The organism is Arthrobacter sp. Y3225116, assembly GCF_059091245.1.
Genome location: NZ_JBNHGL010000007.1, coordinates 1 through 17,217 on the forward strand (window position 1 = coordinate 1; position 17,217 = coordinate 17,217).

Annotated in this window: 23 protein-coding genes; 11 read left to right on the forward strand and 12 right to left on the reverse strand. The window is 67.2% G+C overall.

The features are described from left to right. Both AC5RV2_RS01655 and AC5RV2_RS01660 read left to right on the forward strand, forming a co-directional pair. On the forward strand, positions 1 to 440 hold a 440-nt coding region (locus AC5RV2_RS01655), incomplete at its 5' end, for a PIN domain-containing protein (protein ID WP_494090880.1). Between the two features lie 299 nt (positions 441 to 739). Beyond that, positions 740 to 2,050 carry an Nramp family divalent metal transporter gene (locus tag AC5RV2_RS01660; RefSeq protein ID WP_494069197.1) on the forward strand — a complete coding sequence of 437 codons (1,311 nt, stop codon included), beginning with the start codon at positions 740 to 742 and terminating at the stop codon, positions 2,048 to 2,050. Between the two features lie 189 nt (positions 2,051 to 2,239). Here the strand turns inward: AC5RV2_RS01660 and AC5RV2_RS01665 are convergent, their stop codons facing one another. Both AC5RV2_RS01665 and AC5RV2_RS01670 read right to left on the reverse strand, forming a co-directional pair. Then, positions 2,240 to 2,452, reverse strand: a complete 213-nt coding sequence (locus tag AC5RV2_RS01665) for a FitA-like ribbon-helix-helix domain-containing protein (RefSeq protein WP_494090881.1) — start codon at positions 2,450 to 2,452, stop codon at positions 2,240 to 2,242. A 111-nt stretch (positions 2,453 to 2,563) separates the two neighbouring features. Then, positions 2,564 to 3,811 (reverse strand): NAD(P)/FAD-dependent oxidoreductase, encoded by a 1,248-nt coding sequence (locus AC5RV2_RS01670; protein WP_494090882.1) that lies wholly within the window; start codon positions 3,809 to 3,811, stop codon positions 2,564 to 2,566. 132 nt (positions 3,812 to 3,943) lie between these two features. On the opposite strand from AC5RV2_RS01670, the gene AC5RV2_RS01675 reads away from it, so the two are divergent. After that, positions 3,944 to 4,453 (forward strand): Lrp/AsnC family transcriptional regulator, encoded by a 510-nt coding sequence (locus AC5RV2_RS01675; protein WP_494069200.1) that lies wholly within the window; start codon positions 3,944 to 3,946, stop codon positions 4,451 to 4,453. Positions 4,454 to 4,729: 276 nt separating this feature from the next. After that, positions 4,730 to 5,446 carry an NADPH-dependent FMN reductase gene (locus AC5RV2_RS01680; RefSeq protein ID WP_494090883.1) on the forward strand — a complete coding sequence of 239 codons (717 nt, stop codon included), beginning with the start codon at positions 4,730 to 4,732 and terminating at the stop codon, positions 5,444 to 5,446. Positions 5,447 to 5,612: 166 nt separating this feature from the next. Here AC5RV2_RS01680 and AC5RV2_RS01685 read toward each other — a convergent pair whose 3' ends face one another. From AC5RV2_RS01685 to AC5RV2_RS01695, 3 genes are all read right to left on the reverse strand, one after another. Beyond that, positions 5,613 to 6,863, reverse strand: a complete 1,251-nt coding sequence (locus AC5RV2_RS01685; RefSeq protein WP_494090884.1) for a hypothetical protein — start codon at positions 6,861 to 6,863, stop codon at positions 5,613 to 5,615. Between the two features lie 101 nt (positions 6,864 to 6,964). Further along, positions 6,965 to 7,369 carry a DUF4383 domain-containing protein gene (locus AC5RV2_RS01690; protein WP_494069203.1) on the reverse strand — a complete coding sequence of 135 codons (405 nt, stop codon included), beginning with the start codon at positions 7,367 to 7,369 and terminating at the stop codon, positions 6,965 to 6,967. A 259-nt stretch (positions 7,370 to 7,628) separates the two neighbouring features. Then, entirely contained in the window at positions 7,629 to 8,024 is a 396-nt protein-coding gene (locus AC5RV2_RS01695; protein ID WP_494090885.1) for an SRPBCC family protein, read from the reverse strand. Positions 8,025 to 8,194: 170 nt separating this feature from the next. Between AC5RV2_RS01695 and AC5RV2_RS01700 the strand changes: the two genes are divergently transcribed. Further along, positions 8,195 to 9,253, forward strand: coding sequence for an App1 family protein phosphatidate phosphatase (locus AC5RV2_RS01700; protein ID WP_494090886.1), 1,059 nt, complete (start codon positions 8,195 to 8,197; stop codon positions 9,251 to 9,253). Between the two features lie 184 nt (positions 9,254 to 9,437). On the opposite strand, the gene AC5RV2_RS01705 is transcribed toward AC5RV2_RS01700, so the two are convergent. After that, positions 9,438 to 9,935, reverse strand: coding sequence for a CarD family transcriptional regulator (locus AC5RV2_RS01705; protein ID WP_494001708.1), 498 nt, complete (start codon positions 9,933 to 9,935; stop codon positions 9,438 to 9,440). A gap of 80 nt (positions 9,936 to 10,015) precedes the next feature. On the opposite strand from AC5RV2_RS01705, the gene AC5RV2_RS01710 reads away from it, so the two are divergent. Continuing rightward, positions 10,016 to 10,687, forward strand: coding sequence for a TetR family transcriptional regulator (locus AC5RV2_RS01710; RefSeq protein WP_494090887.1), 672 nt, complete (start codon positions 10,016 to 10,018; stop codon positions 10,685 to 10,687). A gap of 2 nt (positions 10,688 to 10,689) precedes the next feature. Continuing rightward, a complete protein-coding gene (locus AC5RV2_RS01715) occupies positions 10,690 to 11,100 on the forward strand; it encodes a YchJ family protein (protein ID WP_494090888.1) in 411 nt (136 codons plus the stop codon). A gap of 94 nt (positions 11,101 to 11,194) precedes the next feature. On the opposite strand, the gene AC5RV2_RS01720 is transcribed toward AC5RV2_RS01715, so the two are convergent. The 3 genes from AC5RV2_RS01720 to AC5RV2_RS01730 form a co-directional block, all read right to left on the reverse strand. Then, complete coding sequence (locus tag AC5RV2_RS01720; protein ID WP_494090889.1) at positions 11,195 to 11,539, reverse strand: DUF202 domain-containing protein; 345 nt, start codon at positions 11,537 to 11,539, stop codon at positions 11,195 to 11,197. After that, positions 11,539 to 11,934, reverse strand: coding sequence for a YidH family protein (locus AC5RV2_RS01725; RefSeq protein ID WP_494090890.1), 396 nt, complete (start codon positions 11,932 to 11,934; stop codon positions 11,539 to 11,541). The genes AC5RV2_RS01720 and AC5RV2_RS01725 overlap by 1 nt, the downstream gene beginning before the upstream one ends. A gap of 63 nt (positions 11,935 to 11,997) precedes the next feature. After that, positions 11,998 to 12,273 carry a hypothetical protein gene (locus AC5RV2_RS01730; RefSeq protein WP_494090891.1) on the reverse strand — a complete coding sequence of 92 codons (276 nt, stop codon included), beginning with the start codon at positions 12,271 to 12,273 and terminating at the stop codon, positions 11,998 to 12,000. 152 nt (positions 12,274 to 12,425) lie between these two features. On the opposite strand from AC5RV2_RS01730, the gene AC5RV2_RS01735 reads away from it, so the two are divergent. Beyond that, positions 12,426 to 12,902, forward strand: a complete 477-nt coding sequence (locus AC5RV2_RS01735; protein ID WP_494069212.1) for an acyl-CoA thioesterase — start codon at positions 12,426 to 12,428, stop codon at positions 12,900 to 12,902. Between the two features lie 27 nt (positions 12,903 to 12,929). Here AC5RV2_RS01735 and AC5RV2_RS01740 read toward each other — a convergent pair whose 3' ends face one another. Then, positions 12,930 to 13,349 carry a MarR family winged helix-turn-helix transcriptional regulator gene (locus AC5RV2_RS01740; protein WP_494090892.1) on the reverse strand — a complete coding sequence of 140 codons (420 nt, stop codon included), beginning with the start codon at positions 13,347 to 13,349 and terminating at the stop codon, positions 12,930 to 12,932. 298 nt (positions 13,350 to 13,647) lie between these two features. Here AC5RV2_RS01740 and AC5RV2_RS01745 point away from each other — a divergent pair, with 298 nt between their 5' ends. Further along, positions 13,648 to 14,256, forward strand: coding sequence for a helix-turn-helix domain-containing protein (locus AC5RV2_RS01745; protein ID WP_494090893.1), 609 nt, complete (start codon positions 13,648 to 13,650; stop codon positions 14,254 to 14,256). Positions 14,257 to 14,566: 310 nt separating this feature from the next. Here AC5RV2_RS01745 and AC5RV2_RS01750 read toward each other — a convergent pair whose 3' ends face one another. Both AC5RV2_RS01750 and AC5RV2_RS01755 read right to left on the reverse strand, forming a co-directional pair. Then, a complete protein-coding gene (locus AC5RV2_RS01750; protein WP_494090894.1) occupies positions 14,567 to 14,995 on the reverse strand; it encodes a DoxX family protein in 429 nt (142 codons plus the stop codon). Between the two features lie 225 nt (positions 14,996 to 15,220). Continuing rightward, positions 15,221 to 15,835 (reverse strand): GyrI-like domain-containing protein, encoded by a 615-nt coding sequence (locus tag AC5RV2_RS01755; RefSeq protein ID WP_494090895.1) that lies wholly within the window; start codon positions 15,833 to 15,835, stop codon positions 15,221 to 15,223. 72 nt (positions 15,836 to 15,907) lie between these two features. On the opposite strand from AC5RV2_RS01755, the gene AC5RV2_RS01760 reads away from it, so the two are divergent. Together AC5RV2_RS01760 and AC5RV2_RS01765 are read left to right on the forward strand one after the other, a co-directional pair. Further along, entirely contained in the window at positions 15,908 to 16,657 is a 750-nt protein-coding gene (locus AC5RV2_RS01760) for a M50 family metallopeptidase (RefSeq protein WP_494090896.1), read from the forward strand. 209 nt (positions 16,658 to 16,866) lie between these two features. Beyond that, a complete protein-coding gene (locus tag AC5RV2_RS01765) occupies positions 16,867 to 17,169 on the forward strand; it encodes a DUF4193 domain-containing protein (protein ID WP_493979582.1) in 303 nt (100 codons plus the stop codon). Positions 17,170 to 17,217: the final 48 nt, after the last annotated feature.

Sequence of the window (17,217 nt, forward strand, 5' to 3'; positions counted from 1 at the left end):
AGACGCCGGCCGCAGCTCCGGGACCGCGGCGGGCCCGCGGGCTGCTGCTGGACACCGACGTCGTGGTCAAGCTCAGGCGCGAAAGCCCGGCCCCCGCCGTCGTCGACTTCCTGCGGCGGCGCCGCCGCTCCCGGGTCTACATCTCCGCCCTGACCCTGGGGGAGCTGCGCGCGCTGAGCACCCAGGACACCGCGCTGACCGGGCAGGCCGACGCGTGGCTGGTCGAGCTGACCGCGCGCTTCTCGGCCTTTATCCTGCCGGTGGACCAGCAGGTGGCCGAGGCCTGGGCGCCGCTGGCCATCCAGGACGTGCCGGCCGTCGAGTCGCTGATCGCCGCGACCGCTTCCAGGCACTGCCTGACCGTGGTGTCCGGCAATGCCGAGGGCTATCGGCGGCTTGCGGTCGAAGCCTGCGACCCCTGGGCGGCGGCCCGCCCGTAGGCCTGCAGCACCCGCGGCCTGAGCGCCCAGCACCGCACCCCGAGCACCACCCCCCAGTCCGGGCGCCCCGAGACCCCGTAACCCACCGCACCGCCTATGCGAACGGCCACAATCGCACGTCACTTTCCCGCCGAAGGGTGCCTGGGCTGCGCCGAACGGTTCCGCGAGTGGCCCCCTCGGCTATTTACCGACCGGGCGTTCAGAACGCGTGAGAAACTAGACGGGGTCCGGTGACGGGCGGCACTCTTGCCCCCTCTTTTCTGCGGACAAGCTCCATCACGGTAAGGAATACACGGCTCATGGCCACTGAGAACAATGCCCCGGGCACGCTCGATGCCGCTGCACGGGTGGATAACGACGGCGGTGCTCCCGCCAAGTGGAAGATCGTCGGTCCCGGTCTCGTTGTCGCCGCCACGGGCGTCGGCGCCGCGGACATGGTGGCCACGCTGGTGGCGGGGTCCCGCTACGGCTACGGGCTTTTCTGGGCGGTGATCGTCGGCGTCATCCTGAAGATCATCCTGGTTGAAGGTGCCGGACGCTTTACCCTGGCCACGGGCAAGACCATCTTCGAGGGCTGGCGCTCACTGGGCCGCTGGACCACCTGGTACTTCGGTCCGTACATCATGATCTGGGGCTTCGTCTACGGTGCCACGGCAATGTCATCGGCAGCGCTGCCGTTGGCCGCAATGTTCCCGGTGCTGCCGCTGTGGGCCTGGGCCATCATGATGGGCCTGGCCGGATTCGTCATGGTCTGGTTCGGCAAATACGCCACCTTCGAGAAGATCACCGCCTTCTTCGTCGGGCTGATGTTCGTCACCGTCGTCGGGCTGGCCGTCATCGCCGTGCCCAACATCCCGGAGATGATCGGCGGCCTCGTGCCGATGATCCCGCAGGAAGAGGGCGCGGTGTTCTACACCCTTGCGCTTGCGGGCGGCGTGGGCGGCACCATCACGCTGGCGGCCTACGGCTACTGGCTGCGCGAAAAGGGCTGGCACACGCCCAAGTGGATGCGCGTCATGCGCATCGACAACTCCGTGGCCTACATCATGACCGGCATCTTCGTCATCGCCATGCTGATCGTCGGCGCCGAGGTGGTCCGCACAGCGGGTGTTTCGCTGAGCGCCGGCGACGAAGGACTGCTGGACCTGTACGGGGTGCTCAAGGATGAGTACGGAGACGTGGTCGGCACCGGCTTCCTGGTCGGTTTCTGGGCCGCCTCCTTCTCCTCCATCATCGGCGTCTGGAACGGCGTGTCCCTGATGTTCGCCGACTTCTGGGGCAACATGCGCAAGAAGGAGTCCGGCCACCCGGACACGCGCGTGGGCGGCAAGTACTTCAAGTTCTACGTCCTCTGGCTGACGTTCCCGCCCATGCTGCTGTTCATGCTGGGCAAGCCGATCGCGCTGATCCTGCTCTACGGCGCACTGGGGTCGTTGTTCATGCCGTTCCTGGCGCTGACGCTGCTGGGCCTGCTCAACGGCAAGCGGATCCCGAAGGAATGGGCCAACCGCCTGCACACGAACATCGCGTTGGGCATCTGTGCCCTGCTGTTCGTGGTCCTCGGTGTCTACCAGTTGTGGAACTCCGTCTCGCCGCTCTTCGGCGGCTGATTTTCCACAGGCTCCGCTGCCCCGTACCGTTTCGGTGCGGGGCAGCGCTTGTTTAAGCAACGACGACGACGGGCGCCCGGTATTGAGCGCTGGGCGGCGGTGGCGCGGTTTTGTGCGCTCGACGGCGCCGGCGCGGTTTTAGCGCGTCGACTGCCTGCGCGGTCGGGTGCCGCGCGGCATCGAGCTCGCCTACTCCCGGCCGGCCCGGCGTTTGCGGTCGTCGGCCGAATCGTCGTCGCCGATGATCGAGGCCAGGAGTTCGTCCGCCTCGCCCAGCCCCCGGACGGCCTGCACAAGGATCGCCCGGGCCTCGGCTTCGGGTGAGCGATGGTGCGTATCGGCGAGGATCCGGAGTCCTTCCATGGTCCGCGCGTCCAGCTCGGGCACCGTGAGCGATTCCATGACAGCCACCTTTCCGTGGAGCATTGCGCCCCAAGTGCCGCCCATACTAGTCCCGCCCCGACGAGCTGTCAGCGGCCGTCAGCGGGCCGCCGGCGGGCCGTCGGTGGGCCGTCAGCGCAGCGGGTCGAACGGCCGGATTTCGTCGGGCACCCGGCCGGTGACAATCTGTTCGGCCAGCAGCTTGCCGGTCGCCGGACCCAGCACGATGCCCCACATCCCGTGCCCGCCGGCAACGTACACGCCGGGGGAGCGGGTGGCGCCGATGAGCGGCAGCCCGTCGGGCGTGACCGGTCGCGGGCCAACCCAGATATCCTCGAGGTGCTCCAGGTCCATGTTGGTGAACAGCGGCCGCACGGCGGCCAGGATCGCGTCGATCCGCCCGGTCTGCAGCGGTTCGTCCGGGCCGCGGAACTCCATGGTTCCGGCGATGCGCAGCCGCCCCTCGTAGGGGGTGCAGGCCACGCGGCGCGCCGGGAAGTAGATGGGGAACTCGGCCGGCTGATCGGTGGCCACGCTGAACGAGTAACCGCGCCCGGCCTGCACCATGGTGCGAACGCCCAGCGGCTTGGCGAGATCGGGCAGCCAGGCGCCGGTGGCCAGCACTACGACGTCGGCGTGGAACGGCTCATGCGCGTAGGTCTCCACCGAAATCCCGGTGTGGCCGTGGCGCAGGGAGCGGACCTCGGCGCCGGAAATGATCTTCCCGCCGCGTGCCACCACGGATGCAGCTAGGGCCTCGACGAACGGGCCGGGCTCAAGGAACCGCTGGCCTTCCAGCTCGAACACCGTCGAGACGCCGGCGGACAGCTGCGGCACCTTGACCTGGGGGTTGTCCAGGCGGGTCAGCGGGACGGACTGGCCGGCCTTCTCCACGCTGGCCAGCTCGTGCACAAAGTGGCGGCTTTCCTTCTCCTCCTCGAAACCGACGATGAAGGGTCCCTTGCGCGTCCACGATTCGACGCCGTTATCGGTCAACTCATCGAAGCTCTCCAGCGCCATCTTGTCGATCGGCGTCAGCGCGGCCATGGTCCGGTCCCAGGCCTTCTGCGTGCCGTGCAGCGCGAAGCGGGCCAGGAACTTCCACAACTGCGGGTCCAGGCGGGCGGGAATGTGCAGCGGCGCCGTCGGGTCAACCAGCGCCTTGGGCCCGTAGGTCCAGACGGTCGGGTCCGACAACGGCATGGCCATGCCGGGCGTGAGCCAGCCAGCATTGCCCCACGAGGCGCCGGCGGCGACGCCGGATCGGTCCAAAACGGTGACTTCTACGCCGCGTTCCTGCAGATGCCAGGCGGTGGCCAAGCCAACCATGCCTGCACCCACGACGACGGCGGTGCTCGGGGCGTGTGCGCGAGAGTACATCGTGTGCTCCTCGGGTCGACTCTTCTCTCGGACCCATCCTGAAGAATGTTTACCCGTTTCTCAAGCGGTTAGGAGAAGATTCTGTAAGAGTGAGGCATGCAGGCAGTAAGTTCAGAAAGTGGTGGCGATCACATGGCCGAATCGAACGATCTTCGACGCCCGTTCGGGGCTCCCGCGGGGTCGGGGCTGGACCGCATCGACCGGTTGATCGTCGAGATGCTCCAAGCCGACGCCCGAACCCCCAACAACGCGATCGCGGCGGCCGCCGGCATCGCCCCCTCGACGTGCCTGAGCCGGATCCGCTCCCTGCGCGAACGCGGCGTCATCCGCGGCTTCCATGCCGACGTGGACCCTGCGGCCGTGGGGCGCGGCCTGCAGGCGCTGATCTCCATCCGGTTGCAGGCGCACGCGCGGTCGAACCTGACCCAGTTCAAGGACTTCCTGTCGGGCCTGCCCGCGGTAGAGGGGATCTTCTTCGTGACCGGCGACCGCGACTTCCTGATCCACGTTGCCGTGGCGGACTCCAACGCGCTGCGCGACCTGGTCGCGAACAACCTCAGCGTCCGCCCCGAGGTTGCCGGCACGAATACCACGGTCATCTTCGAACACGTCCGCCCGCCCGGCAGTTCGCTCGCTCCCTGATTCGCGGGGCCGGGTTCCCGGAGCATGCCCGTACCCTGGCTGGCCGGAGTGCAGCCGCGGCAGCAGTTCGCGCAACTCCCCGGTTTCCCAGGCCACGCCCGCACCTTGGCTGCGGGACCCCGGAAGAGGCCCGCCTCTGCACCGCGCTGCCCGGATTCAGGGCGGATTCCACCCACTCGCACATGCCTCGGAGCGGGCTGTGTCTACCTTTGTTGACATGTCATTCTTCGGCCGGATAGGATAGTTGAAAGCTCAAGCAATCTATCGAAGGCTGCAATGTCCTGGTTTAAGAATCTTTTCAGCAAGTCCAGCGCCCGCCGGTCTGCCGCCAACCCCGCGGCCTCCGCTGCGGAGCCCCGCACGGATGCACCCGTCGCCCAGCCGGTCGAGGCCGCTAGCAGCGAAGCCGTCGCCGGCCTCCCCAAGATCGCCATCATCACCGGCAGCACGCGCCCGGGCCGGGTCAATGACTCCGTCGCCAACTGGGTCGCCGCCGAACTGGCCTCCCGGACGGACGCCACGTTTGAGGTCGTCGACATCGCCGACTTCAACCTGCCGCTGCTGGACGAGGCCTACCCGGCCGCGTACCAGAACTACCAGGCCGACCACACCAAGGCCTGGTCGGCCAAGATCAGCGAGTTTGACGGCTACATCTTCGTGGCCAACGAATACAACCACACGGTCTCGTCCGCCCTGGCCAACGCGTTGTCCTACCTGAACGTCGAGTTCAACAACAAGGCTGCCGGCATCGTTTCCTACGGCTCGATGGGCGGCGTCCGGGCTGCCGAACACCTGCGCAATATGCTGGCCGAGCTGCAGGTGGCCGTGGTCCGCAACCAGGTGATGTTCTCGCTGTTCACCGACTTCGAGAACTTCTCCGAGTTCAAGCCGACCGAGCAGAATGCCGGAACGCTGTCCCCGATGATCGACCAGCTCGTGCTGTGGGCACAAGGCTTCGCCACCATCCGCACTCCGCAGAACGCCGCCGCTTAATACCCCAAGCCCGGCACGCCCGCCGCCTCCGTTCGGCGGGCTGTTCTGCCGCCGGCCTCCGGGCCGGCCAACACCGCCCCCGCCGTTTCCTTACCCGGCGGGGGCGGTGCTGTTCTCTGGGACAGGCACCGTTCCGTCGCCTGAACCCGCCGAAGCAGTCGGTGGACTACCCGCGCTCGGCCCCAAGGATGGTGGCCATGGAGATGACGAAACCGGGCGTGCAGGCCACGGCCAACACCACCAAAGCGACGCGTCCGCCCAGCAGCACCCTCCGCTGCAGCACCTTTTCCCGCCGTCCCGAGCCCGCATGCCGCCCCGCTGACGGCTCTGCGAAGAGCTTCAACCTGAGGGCTGCAAGTGCCCAGCCCACGACGATGGCGGCGACGATCCAGGCCGCGACCACCACGCTGGCGCCGCCCAGCGGGACCAGTAGGAGCAGCAGCGGAAGGTACCACTGCAGGTCCTTGGCCGTCCGCAGCAGCGGGACGCGTCGGGACAGCCAAGCCGTGGCCACCGCGATAAGCATGCCGTGGGCAATGGCCAGCGCGGAGAAGGCTGCGATCGACAGCCAGCCCGGGCCCACTACCTCAAAGTCCCGACTGTCCGGCTCCAGCGGCCCAAGCGCTGTGCCGAGTACCAGCAACAACAACAGCCCGAAGGCCGCTCCGCCGGCCCGGCCGGCCGGCAACCACCACCGCACCATGCCGTAGAGGAGTGCCGTCCCGCAGCCGATGGCCACGCCGAACAGGACGAAGCTCCCGGTCCCTTCCAGGCTGATCTCTCCGATGGTCTGGTTGTTATCGGTCAGCCTTCCATCGTCTTCCGGCGACGTCACCGCCAACAGTCGCATGATCAACCGGCCGCCGGCGCCCGCCATGCACAGCCCGGCCACCCCGCCTGCGGCCAGCAGCACTGTCGCCCACCACAGCACCCTGCGCGCAACGCGCGCCAGGAGGGCACCGCCGCTGCTGGGCCGGGCACGGCCGCGGCGCAGAAGTGCTCCGTCGCCGTTCCCGTGGGCGCCGCCGTCCGGTACGAGCACACCGTCGTCGTCCACGACTGTGCCGCCGTAGTGCACGAGGGCTCCCTCGTCGTTCCCGCGACCGCCGCCGTCGAGGACGAGGGTTCCGTCGTCGTTCCCGTGGGCGCCGGCGTCGAACACGAGGGCGCCGTCGTCGTTCCCGTGGGCGCTGGCGTCGAACACGAGGGCGCCGTCGTCGTTCGTGTCAGTGCCACGGTCGAGGACAGGGGCGCCGTCGTCGTTCGTGTCAGTGCCACGGTCGAGGACAGGGGCGCCGTCGTCCCGACCCAGGTCCTCGTCACGGCCCGGCGGAGGCTGGAACCGCTCCCCGCCCCGGAAGGCCACCGCGGCCAGCCCGGCGGCCACCAGCACGCCGCACAGGATCATGAGTATCACGGAGCCAGTATCCGACGGCCCCCGGAAGCCAGCGAACCCCAGTCATGTCGACTGGGGTCCGCAGCGAACCGTCCGCCGAAAACCCGGCGGGGCGGTTTCGGTTAGCGTGCCTCGCGCGCCTCGTCCCGGTGGCGCACCATGTAGGCGATGGCCAGGGCCAGCATCACGGCGCCCAGGACGAAGTTGAGCCAGGTGGTGGCTGCATTGGTGGACAGGAAGTTGGCCGCTGATTCGCCGGGGCCGACGATCAGGCCGTACAGCCACATCGCCAGGTACAGGATGCCCGCTCCCATGAGGAAGTCCCGGGCACCACTGGTGGTGCGGCTCATGATGTAGCCCACCACGCCTACCACCAGGTAGACGATGTTGAGCAGCATGGACACTTGGAACGCGTTGATCAGCATGGCGCCGGAGCCGCTGGCGAAAGCCATTTCTCCGTACTCCATGGTGATGCCGGGAATGAAGCCCAGCACACCGATCACAAAGAGAACAATTCCCGAAGTCATCGCGGCATTACGCACATTTCCGCGCGAGACGTGTGCGTGATGGGCATGCGGTGATGCGGTAGTCATTTCTCCTCCCAGACAATGAGTTTGAAACTTCGTCGAGTAACAACCCGGCTGTTGGTAGGGGCGCATCTGACGTCAGAACCAGCGCTTTCAGTTTACGTCCGTTGGCCCGCTGTGGCGGGAAAAAATGACGACGGCGGTGGGCCCGCCAGTCCTGTCGGCGCGGCTTCTCAGGTGGTCTGGAACCGGGGCCGGTTTAGGCCTCGAGCAGCCTCTTGAGCGTGTGCAGGTCCCGGTCCACGGCGGCGGCATCGGCTTCGAACGCCGCCTCGTCCATGCCGTCACGGCGGTACAGGGTGAACACGACCTCCGCGCCCTCGCCGTTGCCGAGCACGCGCAGCGGGTTGTAGACGGATTCGCCCGACGGCAACGTCACGTAGTGGTCCAGCACGCCGAACTCATTGCGTTCGGTAAACGTGACCCGAACCGGCCCATAGTCGGTCTCGGCGACCCAGGCGTCGTCGACCACACCGATGGAGGAGCTGAGCCCGGCGGCCCACTGCGGCATGTTCTCGGGTTTGGCGGCGAACTCGTAGACCTCTCCAGCGGGGCGGTTGATGGCGATGCTGATGTGCCGCGATGCAAACGTCATGTGGCCAGTCTTCAGGTTCGCTTCGACGCGGGCAAGACCCGGGGAGGCGGCGGCACCGCCGGGAGGAACCGCGGGCTGGTGTCGCCGTCGGGCGTGCCCCGTGGTTGGCGCGGTGGCGGCGCGCTGCCGCGGGTTCGAGCCGGAAAGCGTGTGCATGACAGACTTGGACCATGGCATCCCTTACCGGCAACGGCGACGATCTCCAGGAGAAGGCAGCCCACATCGGCATGCGCCTCGAAGACCGCTGGCAGGCGGTCCGGGAACGGCGGGCACGGCAGCGCGGCGACGTGGCCACCGTCATGCCGTTCACCGGCTACGGTACCGACGGCTGGGTCCGCGTGCTCGCCCGGGTCGTGATGGCGCGGCCCGGTGCCTTCGACAACGGCCGCATGCCCTCGAAGCTGGTGGCCGACGGCATCCGCGGCTGGCGCAATTTCATCAGCCCGCCCGTGGCCAACGCCCGGGTGGCGATCCACGCCGACGGCATCGAGCACCAGGTGGTGGCCGACCGGGGCGGCGTGGTGGACGCCAAGGTTCCGGTGAGCCTGGCTCCAGGCTGGCACACCGTCACGCTGCGCTGCGAGGACTCGGAACCGGTGGAAGCCGCGGTCTACGTGGTGCCGCCGGACGCCCGCTTCGGCGTGGTGTCCGACGTCGATGACACCGTCATGGTCACGGCGCTGCCCCGCCCGATGCTCGCGGCCTGGAACACGTTCGTGCTGGATGAACATGCGCGCAACGCCACGCCGGGCATGGCCGTGATGCTGGAGCGGGTCACGCGCGAGCATCCGGGGAGCCCGGTCTTGTATCTTTCCACCGGTGCCTGGAACGTTGCCCAGACGTTGACGCGGTTCCTGTCCCGGAACATGTATCCGGACGGTGCGCTGCTGCTCACCGACTGGGGGCCGACGAAGGACCGCTGGTTCCGCAGCGGTCAGATGCACAAGGTGGACCAGCTGCGGCGGCTGGCCGAAGAATTCCCGAAGATCAAGTGGCTGCTGATCGGCGACGACGGCCAGCACGACGAAGCCATCTACGCAGGCTTTGCGCTGCGCTATCCCGAGCATGTGGCGGCCATCGCCATCCGCCAGCTGTCGGTTAGCGAAGCGGTGCTGGCCGGCGGCCGTTCACAGGACGGCCCGGTCGGACCCGCGCGCAGCATCCCGTGGATCTACGCCTCGGACGGGAAAGGCCTGGCGAACCAGCTTCAGCAGCTGGGAATCCTCTAACGAGGACGCCGCCCCACGGCTGGGAATCCTCTAACGACGGCGGCGCGCCCACAGCTGGGAATCCTTCAGCGCCGACGCCGCCCCACGGCTGAGAAACCTTTAACGACGACGGCGCCCCGCTCGTGATGGAGCGGGGCGCCGTCAAGCGGCAGTGCCCGGACGTCATTCCTGCGGGCGCGGCCTGTTAAACGGTGGCCTCCAGCGGGCCGAAAACAGCTTCGATCATGGCCCGCGCCGTGTCGTTGTCAGTCTTTTCGGCCAGCGCAAGCTCCGAGGACAGGATCCGCATGGCCTGTTCGAGCTGGTGCTTTTCACCGGCCGAGGAGCCGCGTTCGATGGCCCGCAGCGAGAGGTCGCGGACCACTTCGCTGACCCGGTAGATGTCGCCGCTGTTAATCTTTTCCTGGTTGGCCTTGAACCGGCGCGACCAGTTTTCCTGATCCTCCGGCACCTTCGCCTTCAGGATCGCAAAGACTTCCTTGACGCCCTTTTTGCTGATGGCCTTGCGTACGCCGACCGTTTCCGCGTTGCCCAGCGGCAGTTCGATCAGCAGGCCGTCGTGATGCGCGCGGAACTGAACGAACTTGGTCTGGCAGTCCTTGAACGGACGGGTCCGGAGATCGGTCACGGTAACAGCGCCGTGTGGGGGATAGACGAGGGTGTCGCCAACTTTAATGTTCATTGATGCCCTTTCATGCCATTATGGCAGATACTGCCACATTGGCAGCGAATACTCAAATATGGGGTATCTTGGAAGCTGCTATGCCACAGAAAACGCCGACCAGCGGCGCTTCCAGAACCGATGTGCCCGGCCCGACCACGGCTGAGCTCCCTGTCGCTGCACCCGGATTAAGGGAGCGGCGCCGGCGCCAGACCCGGACGGAAATCAGCGAGGCCGCGCTGCATCTGTTTCAGGAACACGGCGTGGATGCCACCACCGTGGACGGCATCGCCCACGCTGCCGGGATTTCCCAGCGCACGTTCTTCCGGTACTTCACCAGCAAGGAAGAAGCCGCGCTGCCGGCACACCAGGATTTTGACGCCGCGCTCGAGGCCGGGCTGCTCACGATCGATCCGGCCGGCAACCCGCGCGAAGAGCTTGAGCGCGTCTACCACGAGGTCATGCAGGGGTATGCGGACAACGACGCCCCGGCAGCCCGCCGCATGTTGCTCGTCAACCAGCTCATCCGCAAGGAGCCCCTGCTGAAGGCGGCCATGCTCAAGCACAATGCCACCCGGACAACCGGGCTGGTGGACGCCCTGATGGACCGGTTCGGCCGCGACGGGGTGAGCGACCTGCAGATCAGGCTTGCGTTCGAGACCTGTGCGGCAGTGGTCCGGGTCGCCTTCGAGGTTTGGGTGACCCGGCGCGAGGCCGGTCGGAATGACAACCTGCCGGACATTTACGCGGCTGCCCTGCAGCTGTCCCACTGACCATGCGGAACACGCGAACCACTCCAGTCCTTACGACGACGACGCCGTGTCCGTGCCGGAGCGGCCGGCCGTACGGCGAGTGCTGCGGGCCGTTCCACCGCGGCGAGGCGGAGGCGCCGACGGCGGAGGCGCTGATGCGGTCGCGCTACACGGCGTTCGTCGCGGGGGATGCCGCCTATCTGCTGCGCACGTGGCATTCGGAAACGCGGCCCGCGCAGCTTGAGCTCGACCCCGGGCTGCACTGGACCGGACTGGAAATCCTCAAGACCGTCCGCGGCGGCGAATCCGACCGCGCGGGCACCGTGGAGTTCCGCGCCGGCTACCGCGAGGGCGGCCGGGACCGCGCGCAGCAGGAGAAGAGCACATTCGTTCGCGAGGACGGCCGCTGGGTCTACCGCGACGCCATAGCCTGACTCCAGCGCAGCCCGGCCGAGACGAGCCGCTGATACCACCCGGGCCGTCCGTCAGCCGCCCGCGCGAGCGCGATCGGGCGGACGCCGTCGTTGTTCAGTCCAGGAACAGGACGGCATAGATGCCGAGCGCGCCGAGCACCACCACGCTGCCGGCAACCCAGGCGGCAGCCGCGGCGTCGGCGTGGATCCTCTCGTCGGCCACGCCGGAGACCGCCCGGCGGTACCGGAGCTTCTGCGTGATGTAGATGCCGAACGCCGTGCACAACGCCACGGCGACCAGGGTCCCGGTGAACCAGCCGTATTCCGGCATCCAGCGCAGGAACATGGCTGTCGCCACGATCATGGCCAGGGTGGTCCGGCTCCAGGCCAGGGACGTGCGTTCGGGCTGCAGGCCGGCGTCGTGGTGTTCCGGCTCCGGCACGGTACGGGCGCGTCGCATCAGGACGGCCGCAGGACGACGAAGACCACCAGCAGCGCCGCCACCACACCGCCGCCTACCGCCAGGATCGGGGCAATCAGCGGCAGCGGCAGGGGAGTCTTGTGGCGCATGGCCCGCTCGACGTTGAGCCAGCGGAAGAACGAGCCGCCGCCGATCGCCATGGCCAGGACCAGGAGGATGATGGCGATGGTCTTGCGGATTTCCGGGACGAAGACGCCGCCGGTGAAGACCTCCACCGCGATGCCGCCGGCCAGGAGTGCCAGCGAGGTGCGGATCCACGCCAGGAAGGTGCGCTCGTTGGCCAGCGTGAACCGCGGGTCGGGTTCGGTGCCGCCGCGGAGCAGTTTGCCGGCGAGTTTGCCGCGTTCCGGGGGCGGGGGCGAAGAAGTAGGCACGGCTTCATGGTAACGAAGTCCGCAGGAGGCGCGGCGACGGCTTACGTCACATGTCAGGCGGCGTCAGGCCGCCGGCCGGTCCCTGTCGTCGTCGTTGTCCTGGTCCATGCGGGCCACGGTGAAGAAGCGGTTGCCCGCCCCCTTGCGCGAACTCGGCACCAGGAGTTTGGAGTATTTTTCGCACCACTGGGCGGCGCCGCCGGAATCCGCGGCAGCCGCAGCGATGGCGTCAATATCGTCGGACCACCCCAGAACGCGTTCCCCCTCGAGGCAGAACTGGATGAGTCCCAATTCGGTATCTATGTGCAGTTCGACGTCCACCCAAACGTCGAATTGCACAGTGTTGCTGGCTGTATCTTCTGTTTTGTATGTGTTCATCACGAGACCTGTGTTGCGCGTCACACCCTGTGGCGCCCTCCCACTATAGGGTTCAGCATGCGGAATGCCAAACGGTTTCCCCTGCGTAAACGGCCGGTAAAGTGAATCGGGCGATGACTCAGACACCTTCCGCCCAGCGCCTCACCTGCAACGTGCCGATGCGTTGGGGAGACATGGATGCCTACGGGCACATCAACAACGTGGAGATCCTGCGCATTCTGGAGGAAGCTCGCATCCACGCGTTCGGGCCTCCGGCCGGCACCGGCGGTCCCGGGCTCGAGGTGGACCTGCCGGTCTTCTCCGACCTGCCCGAGTCCACTCAGGCTTTGGTGGCGGAGCACCGGGTGAAGTACGTCCGGCCGCTCAGTTACCGCAACATCCCGGCACACGTGGAGGTCTGGATCAGCGCGATCAAGGGCGCCAGCCTGACCATCGCCTACCGGATCATGGACCCGGTAACCGCCGAGCAATGCGTGCTGGCCGAAACCACGCTTGCGTTCTTCCACACGGACACAGGCCGGCTGCTGCGCCTGAATGAGCGCCAGCGATCGATCCTGGAACCCTACCTGGGGGAGTCCAACTTCGGCTGAGACGACGACGGCGGGCCGCCGTCGTGCCTAGCCCTCCCAGCCGAGGTTGCGGGCGATCCGCTCCAGCACGTCGAGGGTGGCTGTGTACTCTTCCTCGCTGATGCCGTCCGCCATGCGGGCGCGCGCGCGGTCGACCACCTCACCGAGTGAGGCAAAGCTGGCCCGCCCGGTGTCGGTCAGCGCGTAGCGGCCGTTCTCGGCGCTGACCCAGCCGCTTTCCACAAGTTCTTCGACCGGTTCCTGGGGTCCTTCGCCCTCTTCCTCCGGGATGAAAGGTCCCAGGGCTTCCGCGAGTTCGCCGGCGGTGGATGGCTTGTCTGCGAGCAGGTTCATCATCTGCCACTGCCGGCGGGTGATTCCGTGTTCCTCCATGGTCTCGATGAACTGCTCGTCGAGCAGCCGGTCAACGAGCTTCAGCCAATAACCGATAGGTCGTAGAGGTGCCATGCCGCCACCCTACAAGGGTCCGCGCGGCCGATCGACTGAAATTGCCGGACACGCCGCCGCTCCGAAGGCAAAAGCACCCCGGGGCTGACGTCAACCGGGTCCTGACGGGCGCGCGGTGGGGCCCGGCGGGCTGCGTTCTGGGGCGCGCGGTGGGGCTAAGACGGAGCCGCTTTCTGCCCAGAGCAGACCCTGCTGACGCCGACGGCACCGCTTCCTACGATGGAAGCAGCCAGAAGGGAGCTCCGCCGTGCTCGAACTTCAGAAGCTTCACCGCGGTCCAGGTTTAGGGCCTCCGCCTTTGCTCCGCGACGTCTATGGGGCGGTGCTGCGCAGGGAGCGCCGGCGCCAGCGGCGGACCCTCGACGACGTGGCCAGCCGGGCCGGCGTGTCCCTGCAGTACCTCTCGGAGATCGAACGCGGCCGCAAGGAGGCCTCCTCGGAGATCCTGGCGGCAGTCTGTGCGTCGCTGGGGTCGGGGCTGGCCGCCTTCCTGGCAGCAGTGCACCGTGAATTGGCGGCGGCCGAAGGAAAGGCCGTGCTGCATCTTCAGTCCACGCCTTCCGCCGCGCAACCCGCTGGCCGTGCACGGCAGGAACTGACCGGCGGGCAGATTCCGCCGGCCGATCCGGACTCTTCCGGCCTTGGCGGCAGCGCGACCGCCCTTCCTCCGTTGGCACAGGGCGTGGCTTCTGGGAACCCCGCCGGCAGGGGGCGGCAGGATGCAGATTCGGCCGGGCTGCGTTCTGTCGGCCTGACCGATCAGGGCCTGCAGTATATTGACGCCGATGACCTGCTTTCTGCAGTCCTCGCCGACCGCGACCTGGTGCCGCACGCCCCGGCGGATGCGGGCGGGGGCCTGGAGAAGGGCGCTCAAGGTGGGCCGCCGGCCATGCTGAGGGCCGCCTGACGATACCCGCGGCACGGACGTGCTGAAGGCATTCAGTCGCCGTGGGCATGCGCCACGCGGCGGGACGTGTTCCGGTAAGACCCCGCCGCCGCTGCTCGCCTCCGTACACTGCGCCGGCGTGTGCGGCGGTGTGAGCGAACGGCTGCGGCCGGGGACAGCAAAACGGGCAGGTGCAGCCTTTCGGATGCGCCTGCCCGTTTCGGTGTCCGCCCGTTGTTCGGGCGCCCGCTCGATCCGGAGTTGCCCGTTCGGGCGCCCCGCTTGATCCGGGGGTTGCCCGGCGGGGTCCGGGCCGGGGCTGCCTGAGAACTTAGGCCAGGGGAGCCAGCTTGGTCTTGCCGAAGACGGCGCGGTCCACGGAGATCCGGCCGGGGCCAACCAGTGCCAGCGCCAGCGCTGCGGCGCCGAGCAGCAGCACCAGTTCGTAGCCGCCGCCGTCCACGAAGACGCCGGCGGGAGCGTGGACGAGCACCAGGGCGCCGAGCATGTTCAGCGTCAACAGGGCAGCCACGAGCCGCGTCAGCAGGCCGAGGATCAGGGCGATGCCGCCGGCGAGCTCCAGGCCGGCCACGATTGGCGCGGCGATATCGGCGGCCGGGATGCCCATCTGGCCGAAGGCGGCCTGGGTGCCGGCGATGGTCCATTCGTTGAACTTCTGCCAGCCGTGGGCGACGAAGAGGAAGCCCAGGACGACGCGAAGAACTGTGCGTGCAGTGGTGGTCAAAGCGGAATTAGTCATGATGTTTTCACCGTTTCAATGGTCAGAGGATCGGCCGTCTGGAACGAGCGATAAGCATCAATAACTTGACGCTTCAATCAAATATTGACAGCAATTAGGTTGAAGTGTCAACTTTTGGGTCTTGGCTGCCCGTACGAGGCGGGCAGGACCCCATAACCCGGCTGGCCGGACCGCACGGGCTGGCCGTCCCGAACCCAGGACGCCAGAGAGCATGCCCTCTGAAGCTCAGGCGGGGCGGACAGGTTGGCGCAGAATTGTCTTGAGCTTGGCCGGTTCGGTCTTGCGCGGGTCGCCGAGATAGATCTCGTGGTGGTGCCCGTTCGGTTCCAACTCGTTGGCCGGTAGGAATTCATCCCTCAGGCGGACCAAGACCGGTCCTTCGTCGTCGTACGCACCCACGTGCATGACCTGGACGCTTAGCCCCTCGTCCAGAGAACCGTGCCGGAGCGATCCCATCGCGGGAAGATTCTTTGTGGTTGCCGCCTGCCGCATCGCGTCTTCGATGTGTTCCGGCTCCAGCCAGTCAGGCTGGCGGATCATCATCGTCCACGACCACTCGTCCTTGGCCCGCCGGGTGAAGGCGGTCATGTCCTCCGCCCACCAGAGGCCTTCCAATGGGCCGACGACATAGTCGCGCCCGAGTTGCTTCTTGCTGGCGAACTTCAGCGTGTAGGACACTGCGTACAAGGCCCCGACCGCCTGCCCGTATGTGTCTGCCGTGTTCGGATCGCCGTGGCCGTCCGCCTGCAGGAACTGCATGGGCGGTACGGTAACCAGCTGGAAATCCTTGCCCGGGGCGTACAGCTCCTTCTGGTCCTTCTTGAAATCCAGCTTGTCCATGGGGCTTTCCGGTGGTGGGCAGTGGGCAGTGTGGTCTAGTTATATCGCCTAGTCACGGATGAAACGAGGAACATGCTGCAGCAATTCGCCGCCGAATGGTGGACCAGGATCGCCGCCGGCTTCATGCGCGGTGAACCACTCCAAGCCGGGGTGCCGGAGCTGGGGGTCATCCTGGCCGCGGCGCTGCTGTTGTCGGTGCCCCGAGCAAGTTGGCGGTATTTCGGGTTGTTCGTCACAGCGGTCCATGAGCTTGGACACGCGTTCGCGGCGCTGGCCACGGGGCGGCTGGTGCGTGGAATCCATTTGCGGTTCGACCAATCCGGCGCCATGATCAGTCGCGGGGCGGGCCGGGCAGCCGCGGCCTGGACCGGTTTCTGGGGATACCCGGTGCCCGCGCTGGTCGGGGCAGCGCTGGTGTGGGCCGCCTTCGGCGGCTGGTCCGGTGCCGCCCTGTCCGTCAGCGCGCTGCTGCTGCTGGCCACGCTCCTGTTCATCCGGAACCTCGAGGGCGTCGTCATTGCCGTGGGGTTGGCGGTAGGCGCTCAGCTGCTGGTGTGGTTCGCGCCGGTGGAGTGGCTCGGGCACCTGACGCTCGCCATCGGCGTCGGGCTTCTGGTGGGGGCCGTGCGGGACTGGCTGAATCTGGTGAGCGTGCACACCCGGCGCCGGCACCAGCTGGCCAATTCCGACGCATTCATCATGGCGCGCCGGACCGGTGTCCCGGCCGCGCTCTGGCTGGCCGGGTTCGCGGTGGTCATCCTGCTTTGCTGGGCGGCTGCCGTGGCGACCGCGGCCGCTGTCGTCCCGCTGGCGGTTCTGTAACGGAGTCCCGGTCCCCTCGGCCTTCTGGAGTGGCCCTGCTCACAACAATGTCATTCGCCTTGGGGGCCCGCTGGAACCGCGCCGGTGCACGGGAATTATCGCCGTGTGTGAGACGTTGTTGACCGATGTTGAAATCTGTGGAACAGCAGCTATGATGGGCGCTCGCAGATAGGTCAAAACAACGAGAACTTCAGGAGTTTTAAACCCCGATGGCAACCGATTACGACGCACCGCGCAACAAGGACGACGACAACAATAATGAGTCGCTCGAAGCCCTTCAGGCTCAGCGCTCCGGTGGTGCGAAGACCGCGCTGATCGACGTCGAAGACTCGGACACCGCCGAGGGCATCGATCTGCCCGGTGCCGACCTCTCCGGTGAAGAACTGGTGGTTCAGGTTGTTCCTCCCCGTGAGGACGAATTCACCTGTGGCTCCTGCTTCCTCGTCCGTCACCGCAGCCAAGTAGCCCGCGAAAAGAACGGCGAGAAGTACTGCCGCGACTGCGAAGGCTAAATCCCCAATCTTCCGAACCCCGCGCTGGGACCAGCGCGGGGTTCTGTG